Origin of the sequence: Paenibacillus rhizoplanae (assembly GCF_042684125.1) — a bacterium.
Lineage (GTDB): Bacteria > Bacillota > Bacilli > Paenibacillales > Paenibacillaceae > Paenibacillus_AQ > Paenibacillus_AQ rhizoplanae.
In genome coordinates, this window is the sequence record NZ_JBHUKY010000021.1 from 341649 (window position 1) to 356186 (window position 14538).

Sequence of the window (14538 nt, forward strand, 5' to 3'; positions counted from 1 at the left end):
GGACCAGCACAAGGGGGAGGGAAATCGGAAAATAGGAAATAGGGAGCCGGAAATAGTTGGATTTTCTCCACTTGCTTGCCCTTATCCCTCAGAAATCGAAGAATTAAGATACGTTTGTCCACCTGCTGTTGCGGGGCTGCCGCTTCTTGGCTTCCCGCGCAGAATCCCCCGCCAAGGACATATCCTGCTCTGCAGAAAGGAGCCTCCACCAGTGCATAATCATCCTTCGGCGTACTCCCCTTTTGGCCTTTCAAAGGATATGCAGAAATCATGTTAAAAATACAACATATGAAAAATTCATAACAGTACTGCTTGTCAGCGCTCCAGCATACAATTGGATGTGGAATTCACTCTGTACGTCCCTGAAAGCAGTGAAAAGAGAAAGGAAGCGATTCCAAACCGGCAGAATGGTTAAGAAACTCCATTTTGCTGTTATATATATTGACATGAATAATATCATTTACGTATTATGAAGGTAGTGAAACATATTTTCATGGTGAATTTTTAAATTTTGAACTTATTTGTTAAGAAACATAACACATTATACTGATCCGAGAGGAGTCGGGCTCATGTCCAAACTAGATCCTTTGCCCGGTCTGTCTCCGTATCCGCTGCAGCATTTCTATGATGAGATGTATGCGGATGAACGGAACGTCCGGCCTCATTACAAGCATGTGAACCGCATGTTTTCCGGGATGAGCCCCGAAGAGCTGCAAGGCAAGCAGAAGCTGATGCAGCGTCGGATGATGGAAGAAGGCATTACCTTTACTCTATATAACCCGGCACAGGATCAGCCTATGGAGCGGACGATTCCTTTTGACATGATTCCGCGCATTATTCCGAAAATGGAATGGGAACGGCTGGAGGCGGGCATTGTGCAGCGGATTACGGCACTGAATCTGTTCATTCATGATATTTACCATGAACAGTACATTGTGAAGGACGGCATTGTGCCGCGGCGGATGATTATTTCCAACTGTTATTTCCGGCCGGAAATGTGCGGACTCCGCGTACCCGGCGGCGCATACATCACCACTTCAGGCATCGATCTGATCCGCCATCATGACGGGGAGTATTACGTGCTTGAGGATAATCTGCGTACACCTTCCGGCTTCTCTTATCTGTTCAAAGGCAGATCGCTCATGAACCAGCTGTTTCCTGAATTGTCGTTTGCCAGCTCGATCCGCGATGTGGATCACAGCCTGAACCGCTTCCTGTCCGTGCTGCGCAGCCTGTCTCCGTCCCGGACCAAAGACCCGGTCATTGCCCTGCTGACACCGGGGGAATACAATTCTGCTTATTATGAACATGCTTTCCTGGCGCAGCAGATGGGCATTCATCTGGTAGAGGGCCGCGATCTGGTCGCCCAGGACCACAAAATCTACCTGAAGGTGATGAACGGTCTGCGCAGGGTCGATGTGCTGTACCGGCGGCTGGATGATGATTTCATTGATCCGCTCGCTTTTCAGCCTAACTCGCTGCTGGGGGTCGCAGGTCTGATGAATGCCTACCGGGCAGGAAATATCACGATTGCCAATGCGCCCGGAACCGGGGTAGCCGATGACAAGGCCATGTATGTGTATGTCCCCGATATGATCCGCTATTACCTTAACGAAGAACCGATTCTGGGCAATGTACCGACCTATCTGCTGTCACGGCCGCAAGAGCGCCAGTATGTGCTGGATCATCTCGCTGAAATGGTGGTGAAGGAGACGTCTCTCTCCGGGGGGTACGGCATGCTGATCGGAAGTGAAGCAACGAAGCAGGAGCTGATAGACTTCCGGCTCAAAATACTGGCAGAACCGGAGCGTTATATCGCTCAGCCGATCATGTCGCTGTCCCGTGCGCCGGTCTTGTCAGAAGCGAGCATGGCTCCGCGGCATATCGATCTCAGAGCATTTGTGCTGATGGGGGCTGACCGTAAGCCGCATGTCATTCCAGGGGGACTCACCCGGGTGGCGATGCGCGAAGGCTCGCTGGTCGTGAACTCCTCCCAAGGCGGCGGAGTGAAGGATACCTGGGTAATGGCCTAGAGACTCTAAGGTAAAGGGGGAGCTAAAATGCTAAATCGCAATGCGGAGGCTCTATTCTGGATCGGCCGGTATATTGAACGGGCTGAGAATCACGCCCGGCTGATCGATGTACATTACCATATCCAGCAGGAAGAGGATTTCCAGGAAGAGGGCCACAAGTGGTCACGCCTGATTAACGCGCTTGGGGTGCGGAACGAATATCTGCGGCAATTCGAGAGCTTCAGCGAGCAGGATGTGTTGTCCTTTATCACGCTGGATCTCGGGAACACCAATTCCTTGTTCTCCTGTGTGCATCAGGCAAGGAATAATCTGCGCACTCTGCGGCAGCATCTGCCGAGCGAGCTTTGGGATATTGTCAACGGCTTCAACCTATGGCTCGGGGAGCAGTCGGTAGCGGATATCATGCGCGGTCCCCATCAATTCTATCAGCAGGTTAAGGAACGGGCGGCGATGTTCCTCGGCGCGGAGCAATCGGTGATGCTCCGGGGCAACGAATGGCATTTCATCGAGAGCGGCCGGTTTCTGGAACGGGCGGAGAATACGACGCGTATCCTGCAGACCGTCACGGTATCCTGCAAGTCGAAGGATATCAATTCCATCTATACCCAGCTTCAGGCTGTGCTGAAATCGGTGAGCGGTTATCAGTCCTTCCGCCGGTATTATGCCGATGATATGTCGCCGGAGTGCATCCTCGAATTCCTGATCGTGAACCCGTTTTTCCCCCGTTCGATCCGTTTCTCGTTCCACAAGCTGGAGGAGCATCTGGCCAAGCTGGAGCTGGACACTACTGAGAAGGGCTCGGGGCATGAGAAGGTGATCCGGCAAGCAGGCAAGATCAAGGCGGAGCTGGATTATATGGAGAAGGACGAGATGTCCGGGGACCTGGCCCTGGATGTACTGGAGTCACTGATGATATCCTGTCAGAGGCTCGGCCGAACGATGGACGGTGCTTTTTTTCGCCGTGAAGGAGTCTCAGTATGAAAATACAAATCAACCACACAACTACCTACAACTACCCCGAACCGGTGACGGACAGTGTCAATGAGATCCGGCTGACGCCGCGCACGAACTACCGGCAATCCTGTTATCACCATGAGGTGGAGGTGCATCCGCCGGCCAATCTGCTAACCTATGAGGATTTCTTCGGCAACCGGGTCCATGCCTATTCGGTGAACAAGCCGCACACGGAAATGGTGATTCACACCAAGGCTACAGTGGTCACGCTCGATAAGGCGCAAGGCGCAGATCTGCCGCATATACCGCTCGAGGAGCAGGTGAAGCTGCTGAATGACGAGAAGTTTCAGAACCGGTATATAGAGTTTATTCTGCCTACCCGCTACACCGAGGTGACGCCGGAGCTGGTCGAGTTTGCTTCGCAGCATCCTTTTGAGGACGCCGAGGATATGTATGAATGGACTAAGAAGCTGTCGTCCACGATCTATGAGCAGTTTACGTACGATCCTGAGGCAACGAGCGTCAATACTACGGTAAAAAGAGCGCTGATGCTCAAACGCGGAGTCTGCCAGGACTATGCGCATCTGATGATTGCAGTCTGCCGCAGTGTCGGCTTGCCCTCGCGTTATGTGAGCGGGTACCATTTTGTCGGGGATCTGCAGGGGGGCAACGCCAACTTCGAACAGGCCTCACATGCCTGGGTGGAGACGCATATTCCGGGTACGGGCTGGCTGGGCTTCGATCCGACCAACAATGTTGAAGTGAGCTGGCGGTATATCAAGCTTGGGCATGGACGGGATTATAAGGATATTGTTCCGGTCAAAGGCGTATACCGTGGAGGAGCGGGCAAGCTTACGGTCAAGGTGGATGTACGGCACTTGGAGAATTGAATGTGTTAGAGCAGGCCCCGCGAAAGTGGGGCTTTTGCTGTTGCGGATAAGGTGCATCGTAGACCCAATTAGCTGATGTGCTGTGCATGTTGCACAAGGCTTGTGCAATTTTTTGCATAACATGATTATAATCAAGCATCAATTGGGTAATCTTGAAACAGAGCCATTACAAGCAGAATGGTATTTATGGAAGGAGAGTGTACATATGAGCCCAAATATAGCAAAAAAGCAGCGTTTTCAAGGGAAAACAGCCATAATTACAGGTGCGGGCTCTGGAATCGGCAGAGCGGCAGCGATCCAGCTGGCACGTGAGGGCGCGAATGTCGCCTTGTTCGATCTGGTGAACGAACGTACCTCTATCCTGGAACAGAAGCTGAACAAGCTCCGCAAGGACTGTGCATTAGCAATTGATGTGGATACTTCGGATGCCGGCCGGATGGAGGAAGCGGTGCGCAGAACCGTGGAGCATTTCGGAGGTCTGGACATTGTGTTCGCCAATGCAGGGATTAACGGAGTGGTCGGGCCGATTGAGGAGCTGAGCGTAAATGATTGGGAGAAGACCCTGTCGGTCAACCTCACAGGTACCTTCCTGACGCTGAAATACAGCATTCCTCACCTGAAGGAGAAGGGCAAAGGCAGCATTATTATTACCAGCTCAATCAACGGCAACAGCAGATTTACCAGCTTCGGCTGGTCACCATATAGTACTACTAAGGCCGGGCAGGTTGCTTTTGCCAAGATGGCTGCACTAGAACTGGCCAAGTTCAAAATTCGTGTCAATGTCATTTGTCCGGGAGCCATCGCCACGAATATCGACGAGAGCACGGAGTGGAACGAGGATGTGGAGTCGATTGTTATTCCAATTGAATTCCCTGAAGGAGCGCAGCCGCTTGCAGACGGACCGGGCAAACCGGAGAATGTAGCCGATCTGGTCGCCTTCCTGGCCTCGGATGAATCTATTCATATTACAGGCTCGCAGATTGTGATTGACGGTGCGGAGTCTTTGTTGTCTTAGGTATATCCTTAAGGAAAAGGTGATTTCATGAATCCAGAAGTGACTGATTACATTGCTCAGATCAAGCTGCCCTGGCAATCGGAGATATGCTCCAAGCTGCGTGAGATCATTCATGGGGCAATCCCGGAGGTAGCGGAACGAATTCAGTATGGCAAACCGCATTTTCTCAAAAACGGGAAATATGCCGCTGTCCTCTCTACCGCCAAAGGCTGGGTGAGCTTCTCCATCTTCAACGCAGCAGCGCTGGAAGTGCCTGAAGGCCAATTCGAAGCGGGGAGTGGGGATCGCCTCACAACCAAGCTGACGGAGGGCAAGGCTGTGGATTATGAACTGCTGTCTTCCTTGCTGAAGCAGGCTTCTGCTGCATTATAAGAACTGACAAATAGCGATCCTCCGGGATATAGAGACACTGCCATGATTGGCGGTGTTTTTCTGTATGCGACAAACAGTCTAATTAGATAGTTGTAAAATAACAAACGAAATGATAATATGTCTATATAAAAGTGAACAAAGGGTGTGGTGGTCCAGTTGGCAGGAGAGAATGAGGCAGTGCAGATATCGGAGAAATTCTGGAATGCTTCCATTGCAGAATTGAAGCAGGGCTATAATGTGGAGACGGAAGCGCGTAAGGAAAGGTATCATTGTCTGGTCTGCGGGATGCCCTTCGAGAAGGGTTTAATCTATAAGGATGGCGAGCAGTATTACGAAGCGGAGAAGTTCGCAGCTCTGCATGTGGACCGGATTCATGGCGGGATGTTCAACTGGCTGCTGACGCTGGACAAGAAGCTGAGCGGGTTAACCGAATTGCAAAAGGGGCTGCTCCAGGCTTTCCGCCAAAGTCTTAGCGATGCAGAGGCGGCCAAGGAGCTGGGAATCGGCAGCACCTCCACGGTGCGCAACCACCGGTTCACGCTTCGCGAGAAGGTGAAGCAGGCCAAGCTGTTTTTGGCGGTCATGGAGCTGGTTGAGGAGAAGCCGGGAGCTTCATCGCCTTTTGTGAGTATTCCGCGTACGGCTGTGATGGTCGATGAACGGTTTGCGATTACCGAGCAGGAGAACGCCGAGATTCTAGGCGCCTATTTCAAACAAGGGCCGGACGGCCCGTTGTCAGAGTTCCCTAAGCGGCAGAAGCGTAAGGCGGCTATTCTGCGCCATCTGATTCAGCGGTTCGAAACGGGACGCAAATATAGCGAGAAAGAGATTAATGCTGTGCTGGAAGCGGCTTATCCCGATTATGTGACGCTGCGGCGTTACCTGATTGATTACGGGCTGCTGGACCGCGAGGATGACGGCAGCAGATACTGGGTGAAATTATAACGGAGAGAAGAAGGGGAGAGAAGAAATGACGGATAAAGCCAGACGCAAGGAACTGGGATATAATTACGCGCATTCGCACAGGCCGATGGGGGTCTACAGAATTGTAAATACCGGCAATGAGAAAATGTATATTGGCAGCAGCCTGAATCTCGACGGGGTCTGGAACAAGCATAAATTCATGCTGGATATCAAAGCCCATGACAACAAGGAGCTGCAGAGCGACTGGAATGAACGCGGGGAAGCGGGCTTCCGCTTCGAGGTGCTGGAGCAGATTAAGCCGGAAGAGGATTTCGTGGCCGATGTGCTGGAGCTGAAGAAATACCGCAAGCAGCTGCCGGATATGGAGAGTAAATGGCTGGAGCAGCTGTCTCCTTACGGAGAGCGCGGATATCATAAGCAGAAATAGAATGAAAGGTACGGTGGATATGGCTATACTATCTTGGCTTGCAGAACAGAGAATTCAGGAAGCGATGCGCAGCGGAGAGTTCGCCAATCTGCCGGGGCACGGCAAGCCGCTGGAGCTGGAGGATCTCTCCGGCGTACCCGAGGAATTACGGATGTCCTACAAGATTATGAAGAACGCCGGGCTGCTGCCGGAGGAATTGACGCTGCGGGCTGAGTGCGTAACGCTCGAAGAGCTGCTGGTGGCTTGCCACCGCAGCGGCAACAACGACACTGGCGAACGTAAGGAGCTGGAAACCAAGCTCTCGCTCAAGCGTCTTCGTCTCCAACAGCTTCTTCAGGAACGCGGGCTGGAGGGCAATGCTGCATATGCGGATTACGGGGACGCGATCCGGCAGCGGCTGACGGGAATAGAAGAGTAAGCAGGAAACCTCCGGTTCTATGAACTGGAGGTTTTGTGCTGGGTAGGGGAATGGGGGAAGTGCGTTTCTAAAACCACCGCCAGTAGATGCTGTTTTTCCACGTGCTTGCCTACAATCCGCCGAAACCCTGAATGTTCACCGTAAGGGCGACTAAGCTTCTACTTGATATCCGGGGCGGTTTCACCCATGATAATGAAATGGATATGAAACTTAACTTTTAGCGGATGATGGAGAGATGAAATGAATCAGCTTCCGATTATGCAGGTGCTCCCTGACCTGAAGAGGATTTTAACTGACCGTACAGCGGCTATTCTGATCGCCGAACCCGGAGCGGGGAAGACAACGGCTGTGCCGCCTGCTTTTTTGGAGGAGCCCTGGCTGGCCGGTAAAACCATTCTGATGCTGGAGCCCAGACGTCTGGCAGCCCGTTCGGCCGCAGGCTACATGGCTTCCTGTATGGGGGAGAGTGTCGGTCAGACCGTAGGCTACCGTATGCGGATGGATACCAAGGTGGGGCGGAATACACGGATTGTTGTTGTGACGGAAGGCGTGCTGACGAGAATGCTCCAGAGCGATCCTTCACTGGGGGATGTGGGGCTTGTGATCTTCGATGAGTTCCATGAGCGCAGCCTGCATGCGGATCTTGGATTGGCGCTGGCGCTTGAAGCGCAGAGTGTGCTGCGCGAGGATCTGCGTATTCTGGTGATGTCTGCGACCCTGGATGGAGACCGTGTGGCTTCTCTGTTGAACGAAGCGCCAGTCGTCCGTTGTCCGGGCCGTACCTATCCGGTGGATACGATCTATATGCCGGAGGCAGGCAATGCTACCCTTACTACCCCCGAGAAATCCGCAGCCGCCGCTGTCCGCCGGGCGCTCGCTGAGCAGCCGGGGGATGTGCTTGTCTTTCTGCCCGGCGAGCGGGAGATCCGCCGGACGGAGCAGGAGCTGGCATTAGGGAGTCTGCCACCGGGGACAGTGCTGCGTCCGTTATATGGCCAATTGCCGCAGCCGCAGCAGGATGCAGCGGTGGCTCCTGCTGTAGATGGCGAGCGGAAGGTCGTGCTGGCGACCTCCATTGCCGAGACGAGTCTTACGATAGAAGGGGTTCGCACGGTGATTGACACGGGGCTTCGCCGGACGCAGGTATTCTCTGCACGTACCGGCATGCCGCGCTTGACGACGGTGCCGGTCTCGAAGGCATCGGCCGATCAGCGGCGCGGCCGGGCAGGCCGCACTGCGCCGGGCGTCTGCTACAGGCTGTGGAGCCGGGAGGCGCATGATCATCTGCCGGACGACAACGTGCCGGAGATCATGGAGACCGACCTGGCGCAGCTCGCCCTGGAGCTGGCGCTATGGGGCGTGCGCGATCCTGGAGCGCTCGCCTGGCTGGACGCGCCGCCTGCCGCGCCTTACGCGCAGGCCACGGCGCTGCTGCGCCAGCTCGGCGCGCTGGACGCCGGCGGCGCCATTACGCCGCACGGCCGCAGCATGGCCGTGCTTGGCGCGCACCCGCGCATCGCGCATATGCTGCTGCGCGCGGCAGACCTTGCAGCCGCGCCGCTCGCCGCCAGGCTCGCAGCGCTGCTGCAGGAGCGGGACCTCTTCCGGGGTCCCGCGGCTCTAGATAGCGACCTCACGCTGCGCGTGGAGGCGCTATTCGGGTTCGAGCGCTCCGCCAGCAGCGGCGGAGCGGACCCGGCGGCCTTGCGCGCGGTGCAGCGCGAGAGCCGGGTCTTCCTGGCGCAGCTGCAGGCAGCGCCGGGCGAAGGGCCGGGCGACATCAGCCGCAGCGGCCTGCTGCTGTCGTTCGCCTATCCCGACCGCATAGGGCAGAAACGCGGCGACGGCGCGTTTCTGCTCTCGGGCGGCCGGGGGGCGGCCATGCGCGAGGGGCAGCCGCTGGCGCGCTCGCCCTATATCGTGGCGCCCGGCGTGGATGACCGTGCCGGGCAGAGCAGGATTATGCTTGCCGCAGCGCTCTCCGAGCAGGACCTGCTGAAGCATCATGCGGACAGCCTTCTGGAGGAGCGCGAAGTCTACTGGGACAGCGAGAGCGGAAGCGTGAAGGCGCGTAGAGTGACCCGTTTGGGGACGCTCATTCTGAAGCAAACGACCCATGAGCGGGCTACTCCCGAGGAGACAGAGAGCGTATTGCTGAAGGTAATCGCTGCAGAAGGGCTACAACTGCTGCCTTGGGAGAAAGGGACCACCCAGCTGCGGCAGCGGATGGAATTCATGCACTCGCTGCGGGCCGAGTGGCCCGATATGTCGGATGAGGCGTTGACGGATACATTGGAGGAATGGCTGGCACCTTTTATACAAGGGATGCGGAATCTCCGTGATTTACAGCGGGTGAAGCTGACGCAGGCGCTGGAGGGGATGCTGGACTGGAATAGCCGCCAATTGCTGAACAAGGAGGCGCCGACGCATATTACGGTGCCGAGCGGTTCGCGTGTCCCCTTGGATTACAGCAATCCGGGAGCGCCGGTACTGGCGGTAAGGCTGCAGGAGATGTTCGGGCAGATCAATACCCCACGGATAGGGGGAGGGAAGGTTCCGGTGCTGCTGCACCTGCTGTCTCCGGCGAGAAGGCCGATGCAGATTACTTCAGATCTGGCGAGCTTCTGGCAGAACACCTATTTTGAGGTGAAAAAAGATCTGAAAGGCCGTTATCCCAAGCACTACTGGCCGGATAATCCGCTGGAGGCAGTGCCGACCAACCGCACCCGTTCTTCCAAATAGATTGAGTGATGATTAGGAATTAATGCAGCCGGTGAAGTTTTTCCTGTTTGGGCACCGTGTGAACGGGTAATACAATAGCGAACAACAATTACGAAGGAGGGCTTCAAGTGACAGAGAAAATTATTGGCGTATTCGATACGGAACAAGAAGCAACCAGAGCGATTGAAAGTTTGCAGAGTCAAGGGTTCACGAACGATGAGATTTCAGTAATTACGAAGGATCGAGATGACCTGAAACACATCTCCGAAGATACAGGAACGATGGCGCCGGAAGGCGTTGCTACAGGTGCAGCCACCGGCGGTGTAGTTGGCGGAATTACCGGCTTGCTGGCCGGGATCGGTGCACTGGCTATTCCGGGGATCGGTCCAATTCTTGCGGCGGGTCCAATCGTAGCTACACTGACAGGGGCTGCCATCGGAGTAGGAGCAGGCGGACTGGTGGGCGGATTAATCGGACTCGGTATTCCCGAGGATGAGGCCAGAGATTATGAAGGCTATATCGACAGCGGCAAAATCCTCGTCCTCGTCGATGACAACGGCCGTGGAAGAGATATCCATACCGTATTCCGGGGTAACCGTTCACTCAACTCCAACCGGTACGACAGTCTGTACCCGGAGGATACCAGAGTCGGCAACTCTTTGGGCAACAGGGGCGCGATGAACGCAGACCGTGATCCGGACCTCTACAACCGCGACAAAATCTAAAAATTAGAGCAAGCTTATGCTTGCCCATATAGCTTAACAAAGAACTGCCTGCGGCGAACAAGCCCGGGCAGTTCTTTGTGCTTGTTTAGGATATTATAATATCCGTCTGCTATGGATAAGGGAGGAACAGAGACCGCATGAGTGAATAAGGAACCACAATGTATGCGAAAAACCGAACACAATTGGACTGGGAGTGCTACGTAGGCTACATGTAATCGAAAAACCGAGCACCATCGGACTGGGGGCGCTACGTAGGCTGTGCATTTATCGCAGGTTGTACCAGAAGTATTTTCACAGAAAAACCGAATACAATAGATGCCGCTGCGCGGAGGGAAGGGCCCCATGCATCACAGCCAGTAAAATTTTAAGAGAAATCCTGCAAAAATTGCAACATTACTGCTCCTTAAAAGCGGCCAGTGAGAGAGGCATTAGCATCATTCACCCGGCAGAGTGATTTTGTGCTGATTAACCTAATTGTGCTAAAGGATGATTCTGGTTAGGATCAGATCCGTCTGCTCCTCTTCACCCATATAGAAGGAGTGAGTGCCTGTTTGTACAAAATTTAATTTATTGTAAAAAGAAATCGCGTTTCCGTTTTGTTCCCAAACCCCCAGCCAGAGCTTCCTCTTATTCTTTTCGGCCGCGATTTTCACCGCTTTCTCAATCAGCTGTTTCCCTAGCCCCAGCCTATGAAAGGGACTTCTAATATAGATCCGTTCCACTTCAAGCGAGTCCTTGTCCATATGTTCAGTTTGGGCGTCATCGGCATTAACCTTCAGGTACCCGGCAATTTCTTCATTAAAATAGATAAAATAAAATTCAGAATGGCGGTTGGCGCATTCTTTTTTTAATTGCTCTGGATGAAAGGCTCTTTTCAAATAAGCTTCCATAGCTTCTGGTGAATTTTGATTTTTGAAGGTGTCCGTAAACGTTTCAATACTGATTTTTTGCAAGGTCTCCAGATCGCCGGAAGAGCATCTCTTTATCAATATAGTCATCAATAATTCTCCTTTTGTAAAATTAGTAGTCACTTGTACAATCAATAGTCCCGTTTGTTTCCCTTTTTTACATACTCCCAGTCTTTTTCCACATTGGATCTGACTCTTTGCAGCAGGTTCACCAGGGTTTCTGCCTCACTTTTGGAGAAGCCGGACAGCGCTACGCTATTGGAATAATCATTTTCCCTTTTGATCAGAGGGTAGACGGCCTGCCCTTTCTCTGTAGGGATCAGCCGCTTGATTTTTTTGTTATGCTGATCTTCATTTTTTTCAATAAAACCGTTAATCTCAAGTTTCTGTATAGCACGGGCAGCCGTTGTCCGGTCCACCTTAATCATTTCAGCCAGCTTCTCCTGGATGATCCCCGGATGCTCACAGATCCGCACCAGATACAAATATTGCCCCCTGGTAAGGTCGTACTGCTTAAATTCAATATTGCTGATAGAATCCAAGGACCGGGCAATCATTCCCACCTCGCGCAGAATCTCCTTCATAATCACAGCTCCATTAACCATGTATTTTCTAAGCTTATAGTTTTTAAAATAATACAGGTTTTTTGTTGTAATTACAACAAAAAAACCATAATGAGAGTGAAGGTGGTATTTTATTTCATCATATGAAAAATTCATAATAGAACAACAAAAAATTGCCTCTATCTACAGCACAGAAGCGGAGACGATTATAGTTTCTGATATCCAAGCAGCATTGCTTGCAAAGAGAAAAATGAGCAGTATGGCGTCAGATTTAAAAGGGTGGAGTTAAAGCGCCACTAAGCCGAAGATTCGGTGTAACGGACTGAGCCCTTATTCCGGAAGAAAGTCCCCACTAGAGCAAGTAGTGGACCCCATGGCCCTTAATCCGGGAAATCTCGCTTCTAAACTTGTATTAGCAGGACCATAAGGCCACTCGGTCCGTCAACTCACAAAAAGTGTTGTTTTCTTACATCTAACGTCTCTTCGGTCCGTTAAGGGCTTATCGGTTGCTGTGGTAATAAGCAGCGAAAAGCCAATACAAACCACTGACAACCTAATTTCATCATATGAAAAATTCACAATAGAAGGACCAAATAAACAACCTCTTCTATCCAAAACACCACACAACCAAACTACATACGTACCTATCCCCTTAAAACAGGAAAAAGTGATTATTAACATCTTTACCCGGCAACGTAAATACCACAAATCCCCGAAATTTCACATTATCCGAACTCAAGCTTTATTACTAGCAGAGCTAGCAGACTATAATACTGTCGTAGAATTTTATTCTCAAATTACTTGTTGTGAAGGCTGGGAAATAGAGTTTATACTAGAGACATAGTTTAAATTTGCAATTCTCAAATAAACAAACATATAACTTCTTATATTTTAAATAAAACACCCCGGGAGGTGTCTTAATGGCGTTTATGATTGCCCAGCGGGCGTTTATAAAGGTATACCTGATTACGATGGTGGAGCAGCACAAAGGGTACGGGTATCAGATGCTTGAGGATTTGCGGAAAGATTTCAAGCCCTATGGTTATGCTCCTCCCCAAAGTGAAATTTACCGCGCCCTGCATGAGCTGGTGCAGCAAGGGATACTTTACCGCACCAAGCAGCTCAAGGGGAGCGACCCGAAGGTAGATTTTCAGGAGATTGTCCTGTATCATTTCACTTCGGATGGAGAGGAGAAGGCCAAGCTGTATAAGAAGCAGGTGAAGGCTGACCTGGACCGTTGTCTTGGAATCCTTAATAAGGCGGTAGCGGACAACTTCTGATGGGAGATCCACGAGCTGGCGGGCTCATGCCTATCGATCTAGCTACGAGCCGGCGGACTCATCTATATCAGTCTATCCGCGAACCTCGCAAGCTATGACTTGCCGCTCAGGAATCCTCTTCTTCAACATCCTGCCCTGGAGGGGTCACCGGCGAGCTTGCGCTGCCATAATCCTCCACGGCTTCCCAGGCACCGGCGTCATCGAACCTTCCGCTATGCTCCTGGCGTCCTTCGCCTGCACCGGCTGGTGGTGGCGTCATGACCTCTTCTTCCACAGGGCGTGCGCCGGTGTCACGGCTGGTTGGGGCATGCTCCACGGTATAGCGGGTGAAGGGGATCGCTTCAAGCCGCTCATAAGGAATCTCTTGCTTGCTGGCTTCGCAGATACCGTACGTTCCGTCCTCCACCCGCGCCAGAGCAGCCTCAATCTCCTTTAATTCTTCGGATAGTGAGGTATTGATGGACAGGTCGCGGCTCCGTTCGAAGGTCTCGGTTCCTGTATCGGCAGGATGGTTATCGACAGAAGAGAGCTCGCCCGTAGAGAGAATAAGGGAATCGCCAAGCAAGCTGTCCTCAGCCCCGTTGCTGGAGAAATGCTGCTCCAGTTCTGCCTTGCGCTCTTCCAAGGCTGCTCGGAGTGTATTCAATTGGTCTTTGGTTAAGTGGCTCATGTGGTCATCTTCCTTTCAGCTTAATTAGTAGTTATACTGTCGTAATCTTTCCTTACCCTATTGTTATAAAAGGCAATCAGTAGTCAATTCTATTGCTGAATTGTAACTTTAGTGATATTTTCAGGTTGCTTTCACCCTGTTATAATGAGTACTGCCGGATGAATGCAGTACACACTTGGAGGTTATGAAATGGACGAACATATGAAACGGCGGCTGGATAAGCAAAGAAAGCTGTTCAGCCAGCTCGGCATTACCCTTGATGCACTTACAATTCATGAGAAGGAATTCGGTATGAAGCTTCGCGGATATGACGCCGAAGAGGTGGATACTTTTCTGGACAGCGTAATTAAGGATTATGAACGGTTCTATGCTACCATAGCGGATCTGATGGATAAGTGGCAGGAGCAGCAGATTGAGATGAAAGAGCTGAAGGCAGAGGTCAAGACAGCAGCCACTCCGGCCCCGGTTCCGATTATTAAGGGGATTGATCCGCATGACCTGGAGGATATTATCATCAAGCTGGAAGCCAATGTGCGTCAGCTCAAGGACAGATTGCCATTGTCCCGCACGGAGGGGTATTTGTAAGACATGTACAGCTACAGCATAAGAGAACAATATGCAGCGTAAGAATAACTCTG

At 52.2% G+C, this 14538-nt stretch carries 15 protein-coding genes; 12 read left to right on the plus strand and 3 right to left on the minus strand.

Going from position 1 to position 14538, the window contains the following annotated elements; all coding sequences use genetic code 11:
- The first annotated feature begins 569 nt into the window (after positions 1–569).
- The 10 genes from ACFSX3_RS11820 (at position 570) to ACFSX3_RS11865 (ending at position 10479) form a co-directional block, all read left to right on the plus strand.
- Entirely contained in the window at positions 570–2033 is a 1464-nt protein-coding gene (locus tag ACFSX3_RS11820) for a circularly permuted type 2 ATP-grasp protein (RefSeq protein WP_209986075.1), read from the plus strand.
- A gap of 27 nt (positions 2034–2060) precedes the next feature.
- Positions 2061–3014 (plus strand): alpha-E domain-containing protein, encoded by a 954-nt coding sequence (locus ACFSX3_RS11825; RefSeq protein WP_209986078.1) that lies wholly within the window; start codon positions 2061–2063, stop codon positions 3012–3014.
- A complete protein-coding gene (locus ACFSX3_RS11830; RefSeq protein WP_209986081.1) occupies positions 3011–3877 on the plus strand; it encodes a transglutaminase family protein in 867 nt (288 codons plus the stop codon). Before ACFSX3_RS11825 ends, ACFSX3_RS11830 begins: the two co-directional genes overlap by 4 nt.
- A 205-nt stretch (positions 3878–4082) precedes the next feature.
- On the plus strand, positions 4083–4892 hold the full coding sequence (locus ACFSX3_RS11835) for an SDR family oxidoreductase (protein WP_209986084.1): 810 nt from the start codon (positions 4083–4085) through the stop codon (positions 4890–4892).
- Positions 4893–4919: 27 nt separating this feature from the next.
- Entirely contained in the window at positions 4920–5264 is a 345-nt protein-coding gene (locus ACFSX3_RS11840; protein WP_209986086.1) for a DUF1801 domain-containing protein, read from the plus strand.
- A 177-nt stretch (positions 5265–5441) separates the two neighbouring features.
- Positions 5442–6209: a DUF2087 domain-containing protein gene (locus tag ACFSX3_RS11845; RefSeq protein WP_209986089.1), complete on the plus strand. Its 768-nt coding sequence runs from the start codon at positions 5442–5444 to the stop codon at positions 6207–6209.
- Positions 6210–6234: 25 nt separating this feature from the next.
- Entirely contained in the window at positions 6235–6615 is a 381-nt protein-coding gene (locus ACFSX3_RS11850; protein ID WP_209986092.1) for a GIY-YIG nuclease family protein, read from the plus strand.
- 19 nt (positions 6616–6634) lie between these two features.
- On the plus strand, positions 6635–7033 hold the full coding sequence (locus ACFSX3_RS11855) for a DnaJ family domain-containing protein (RefSeq protein ID WP_209986095.1): 399 nt from the start codon (positions 6635–6637) through the stop codon (positions 7031–7033).
- Positions 7034–7273: 240 nt separating this feature from the next.
- Complete coding sequence (hrpB, locus tag ACFSX3_RS11860) at positions 7274–9775, plus strand: ATP-dependent helicase HrpB (RefSeq protein ID WP_209986097.1); 2502 nt, start codon at positions 7274–7276, stop codon at positions 9773–9775.
- A 107-nt stretch (positions 9776–9882) separates the two neighbouring features.
- Positions 9883–10479 (plus strand): general stress protein, encoded by a 597-nt coding sequence (locus ACFSX3_RS11865; RefSeq protein WP_209986099.1) that lies wholly within the window; start codon positions 9883–9885, stop codon positions 10477–10479.
- Positions 10480–10958: 479 nt separating this feature from the next.
- On the opposite strand, the gene ACFSX3_RS11870 is transcribed toward ACFSX3_RS11865, so the two are convergent.
- Positions 10959–11477, minus strand: a complete 519-nt coding sequence (locus tag ACFSX3_RS11870) for a GNAT family N-acetyltransferase (RefSeq protein ID WP_209986102.1) — start codon at positions 11475–11477, stop codon at positions 10959–10961.
- Positions 11478–11518: 41 nt separating this feature from the next.
- The gene (locus tag ACFSX3_RS11875; RefSeq protein ID WP_209986104.1) at positions 11519–11971 is read right to left on the minus strand and encodes a MarR family winged helix-turn-helix transcriptional regulator; all 453 of its coding nucleotides are present in this window, start codon (positions 11969–11971) and stop codon (positions 11519–11521) included.
- 899 nt (positions 11972–12870) lie between these two features.
- Between ACFSX3_RS11875 and ACFSX3_RS11880 the strand changes: the two genes are divergently transcribed.
- On the plus strand, positions 12871–13230 hold the full coding sequence (locus ACFSX3_RS11880) for a helix-turn-helix transcriptional regulator (RefSeq protein ID WP_209986106.1): 360 nt from the start codon (positions 12871–12873) through the stop codon (positions 13228–13230).
- A gap of 106 nt (positions 13231–13336) precedes the next feature.
- Here ACFSX3_RS11880 and ACFSX3_RS11885 read toward each other — a convergent pair whose 3' ends face one another.
- A complete protein-coding gene (locus tag ACFSX3_RS11885; RefSeq protein WP_209986108.1) occupies positions 13337–13900 on the minus strand; it encodes a TraR/DksA C4-type zinc finger protein in 564 nt (187 codons plus the stop codon).
- A gap of 189 nt (positions 13901–14089) precedes the next feature.
- On the opposite strand from ACFSX3_RS11885, the gene ACFSX3_RS11890 reads away from it, so the two are divergent.
- Positions 14090–14485, plus strand: a complete 396-nt coding sequence (locus ACFSX3_RS11890; RefSeq protein WP_209986111.1) for a DivIVA domain-containing protein — start codon at positions 14090–14092, stop codon at positions 14483–14485.
- Positions 14486–14538 lie beyond the last annotated feature (53 nt).

Bases quoted from the DNA above. Each gene is read 5' to 3' on its own strand.
- ACFSX3_RS11820 (WP_209986075.1), top strand. From the start codon at position 570: ATGTCCAAACTAGATCCTTTGCCCGGTCTGTCTCCGTATCCGCTGCAG.
- ACFSX3_RS11825 (WP_209986078.1), top strand. From the start codon at position 2,061: ATGCTAAATCGCAATGCGGAGGCTCTATTCTGGATCGGCCGGTATATT.
- ACFSX3_RS11830 (WP_209986081.1), top strand. From the start codon at position 3,011: ATGAAAATACAAATCAACCACACAACTACCTACAACTACCCCGAACCG.
- ACFSX3_RS11835 (WP_209986084.1), top strand. From the start codon at position 4,083: ATGAGCCCAAATATAGCAAAAAAGCAGCGTTTTCAAGGGAAAACAGCC.
- ACFSX3_RS11840 (WP_209986086.1), top strand. From the start codon at position 4,920: ATGAATCCAGAAGTGACTGATTACATTGCTCAGATCAAGCTGCCCTGG.
- ACFSX3_RS11850 (WP_209986092.1), top strand. From the start codon at position 6,235: ATGACGGATAAAGCCAGACGCAAGGAACTGGGATATAATTACGCGCAT.
- ACFSX3_RS11855 (WP_209986095.1), top strand. From the start codon at position 6,635: ATGGCTATACTATCTTGGCTTGCAGAACAGAGAATTCAGGAAGCGATG.
- hrpB (WP_209986097.1), top strand. From the start codon at position 7,274: ATGAATCAGCTTCCGATTATGCAGGTGCTCCCTGACCTGAAGAGGATT.
- ACFSX3_RS11870 (WP_209986102.1), bottom strand. From the start codon at position 11,477: ATGACTATATTGATAAAGAGATGCTCTTCCGGCGATCTGGAGACCTTG.
- ACFSX3_RS11875 (WP_209986104.1), bottom strand. From the start codon at position 11,971: ATGAAGGAGATTCTGCGCGAGGTGGGAATGATTGCCCGGTCCTTGGAT.
- ACFSX3_RS11880 (WP_209986106.1), top strand. From the start codon at position 12,871: ATGGCGTTTATGATTGCCCAGCGGGCGTTTATAAAGGTATACCTGATT.
- ACFSX3_RS11885 (WP_209986108.1), bottom strand. From the start codon at position 13,900: ATGAGCCACTTAACCAAAGACCAATTGAATACACTCCGAGCAGCCTTG.
- ACFSX3_RS11890 (WP_209986111.1), top strand. From the start codon at position 14,090: ATGGACGAACATATGAAACGGCGGCTGGATAAGCAAAGAAAGCTGTTC.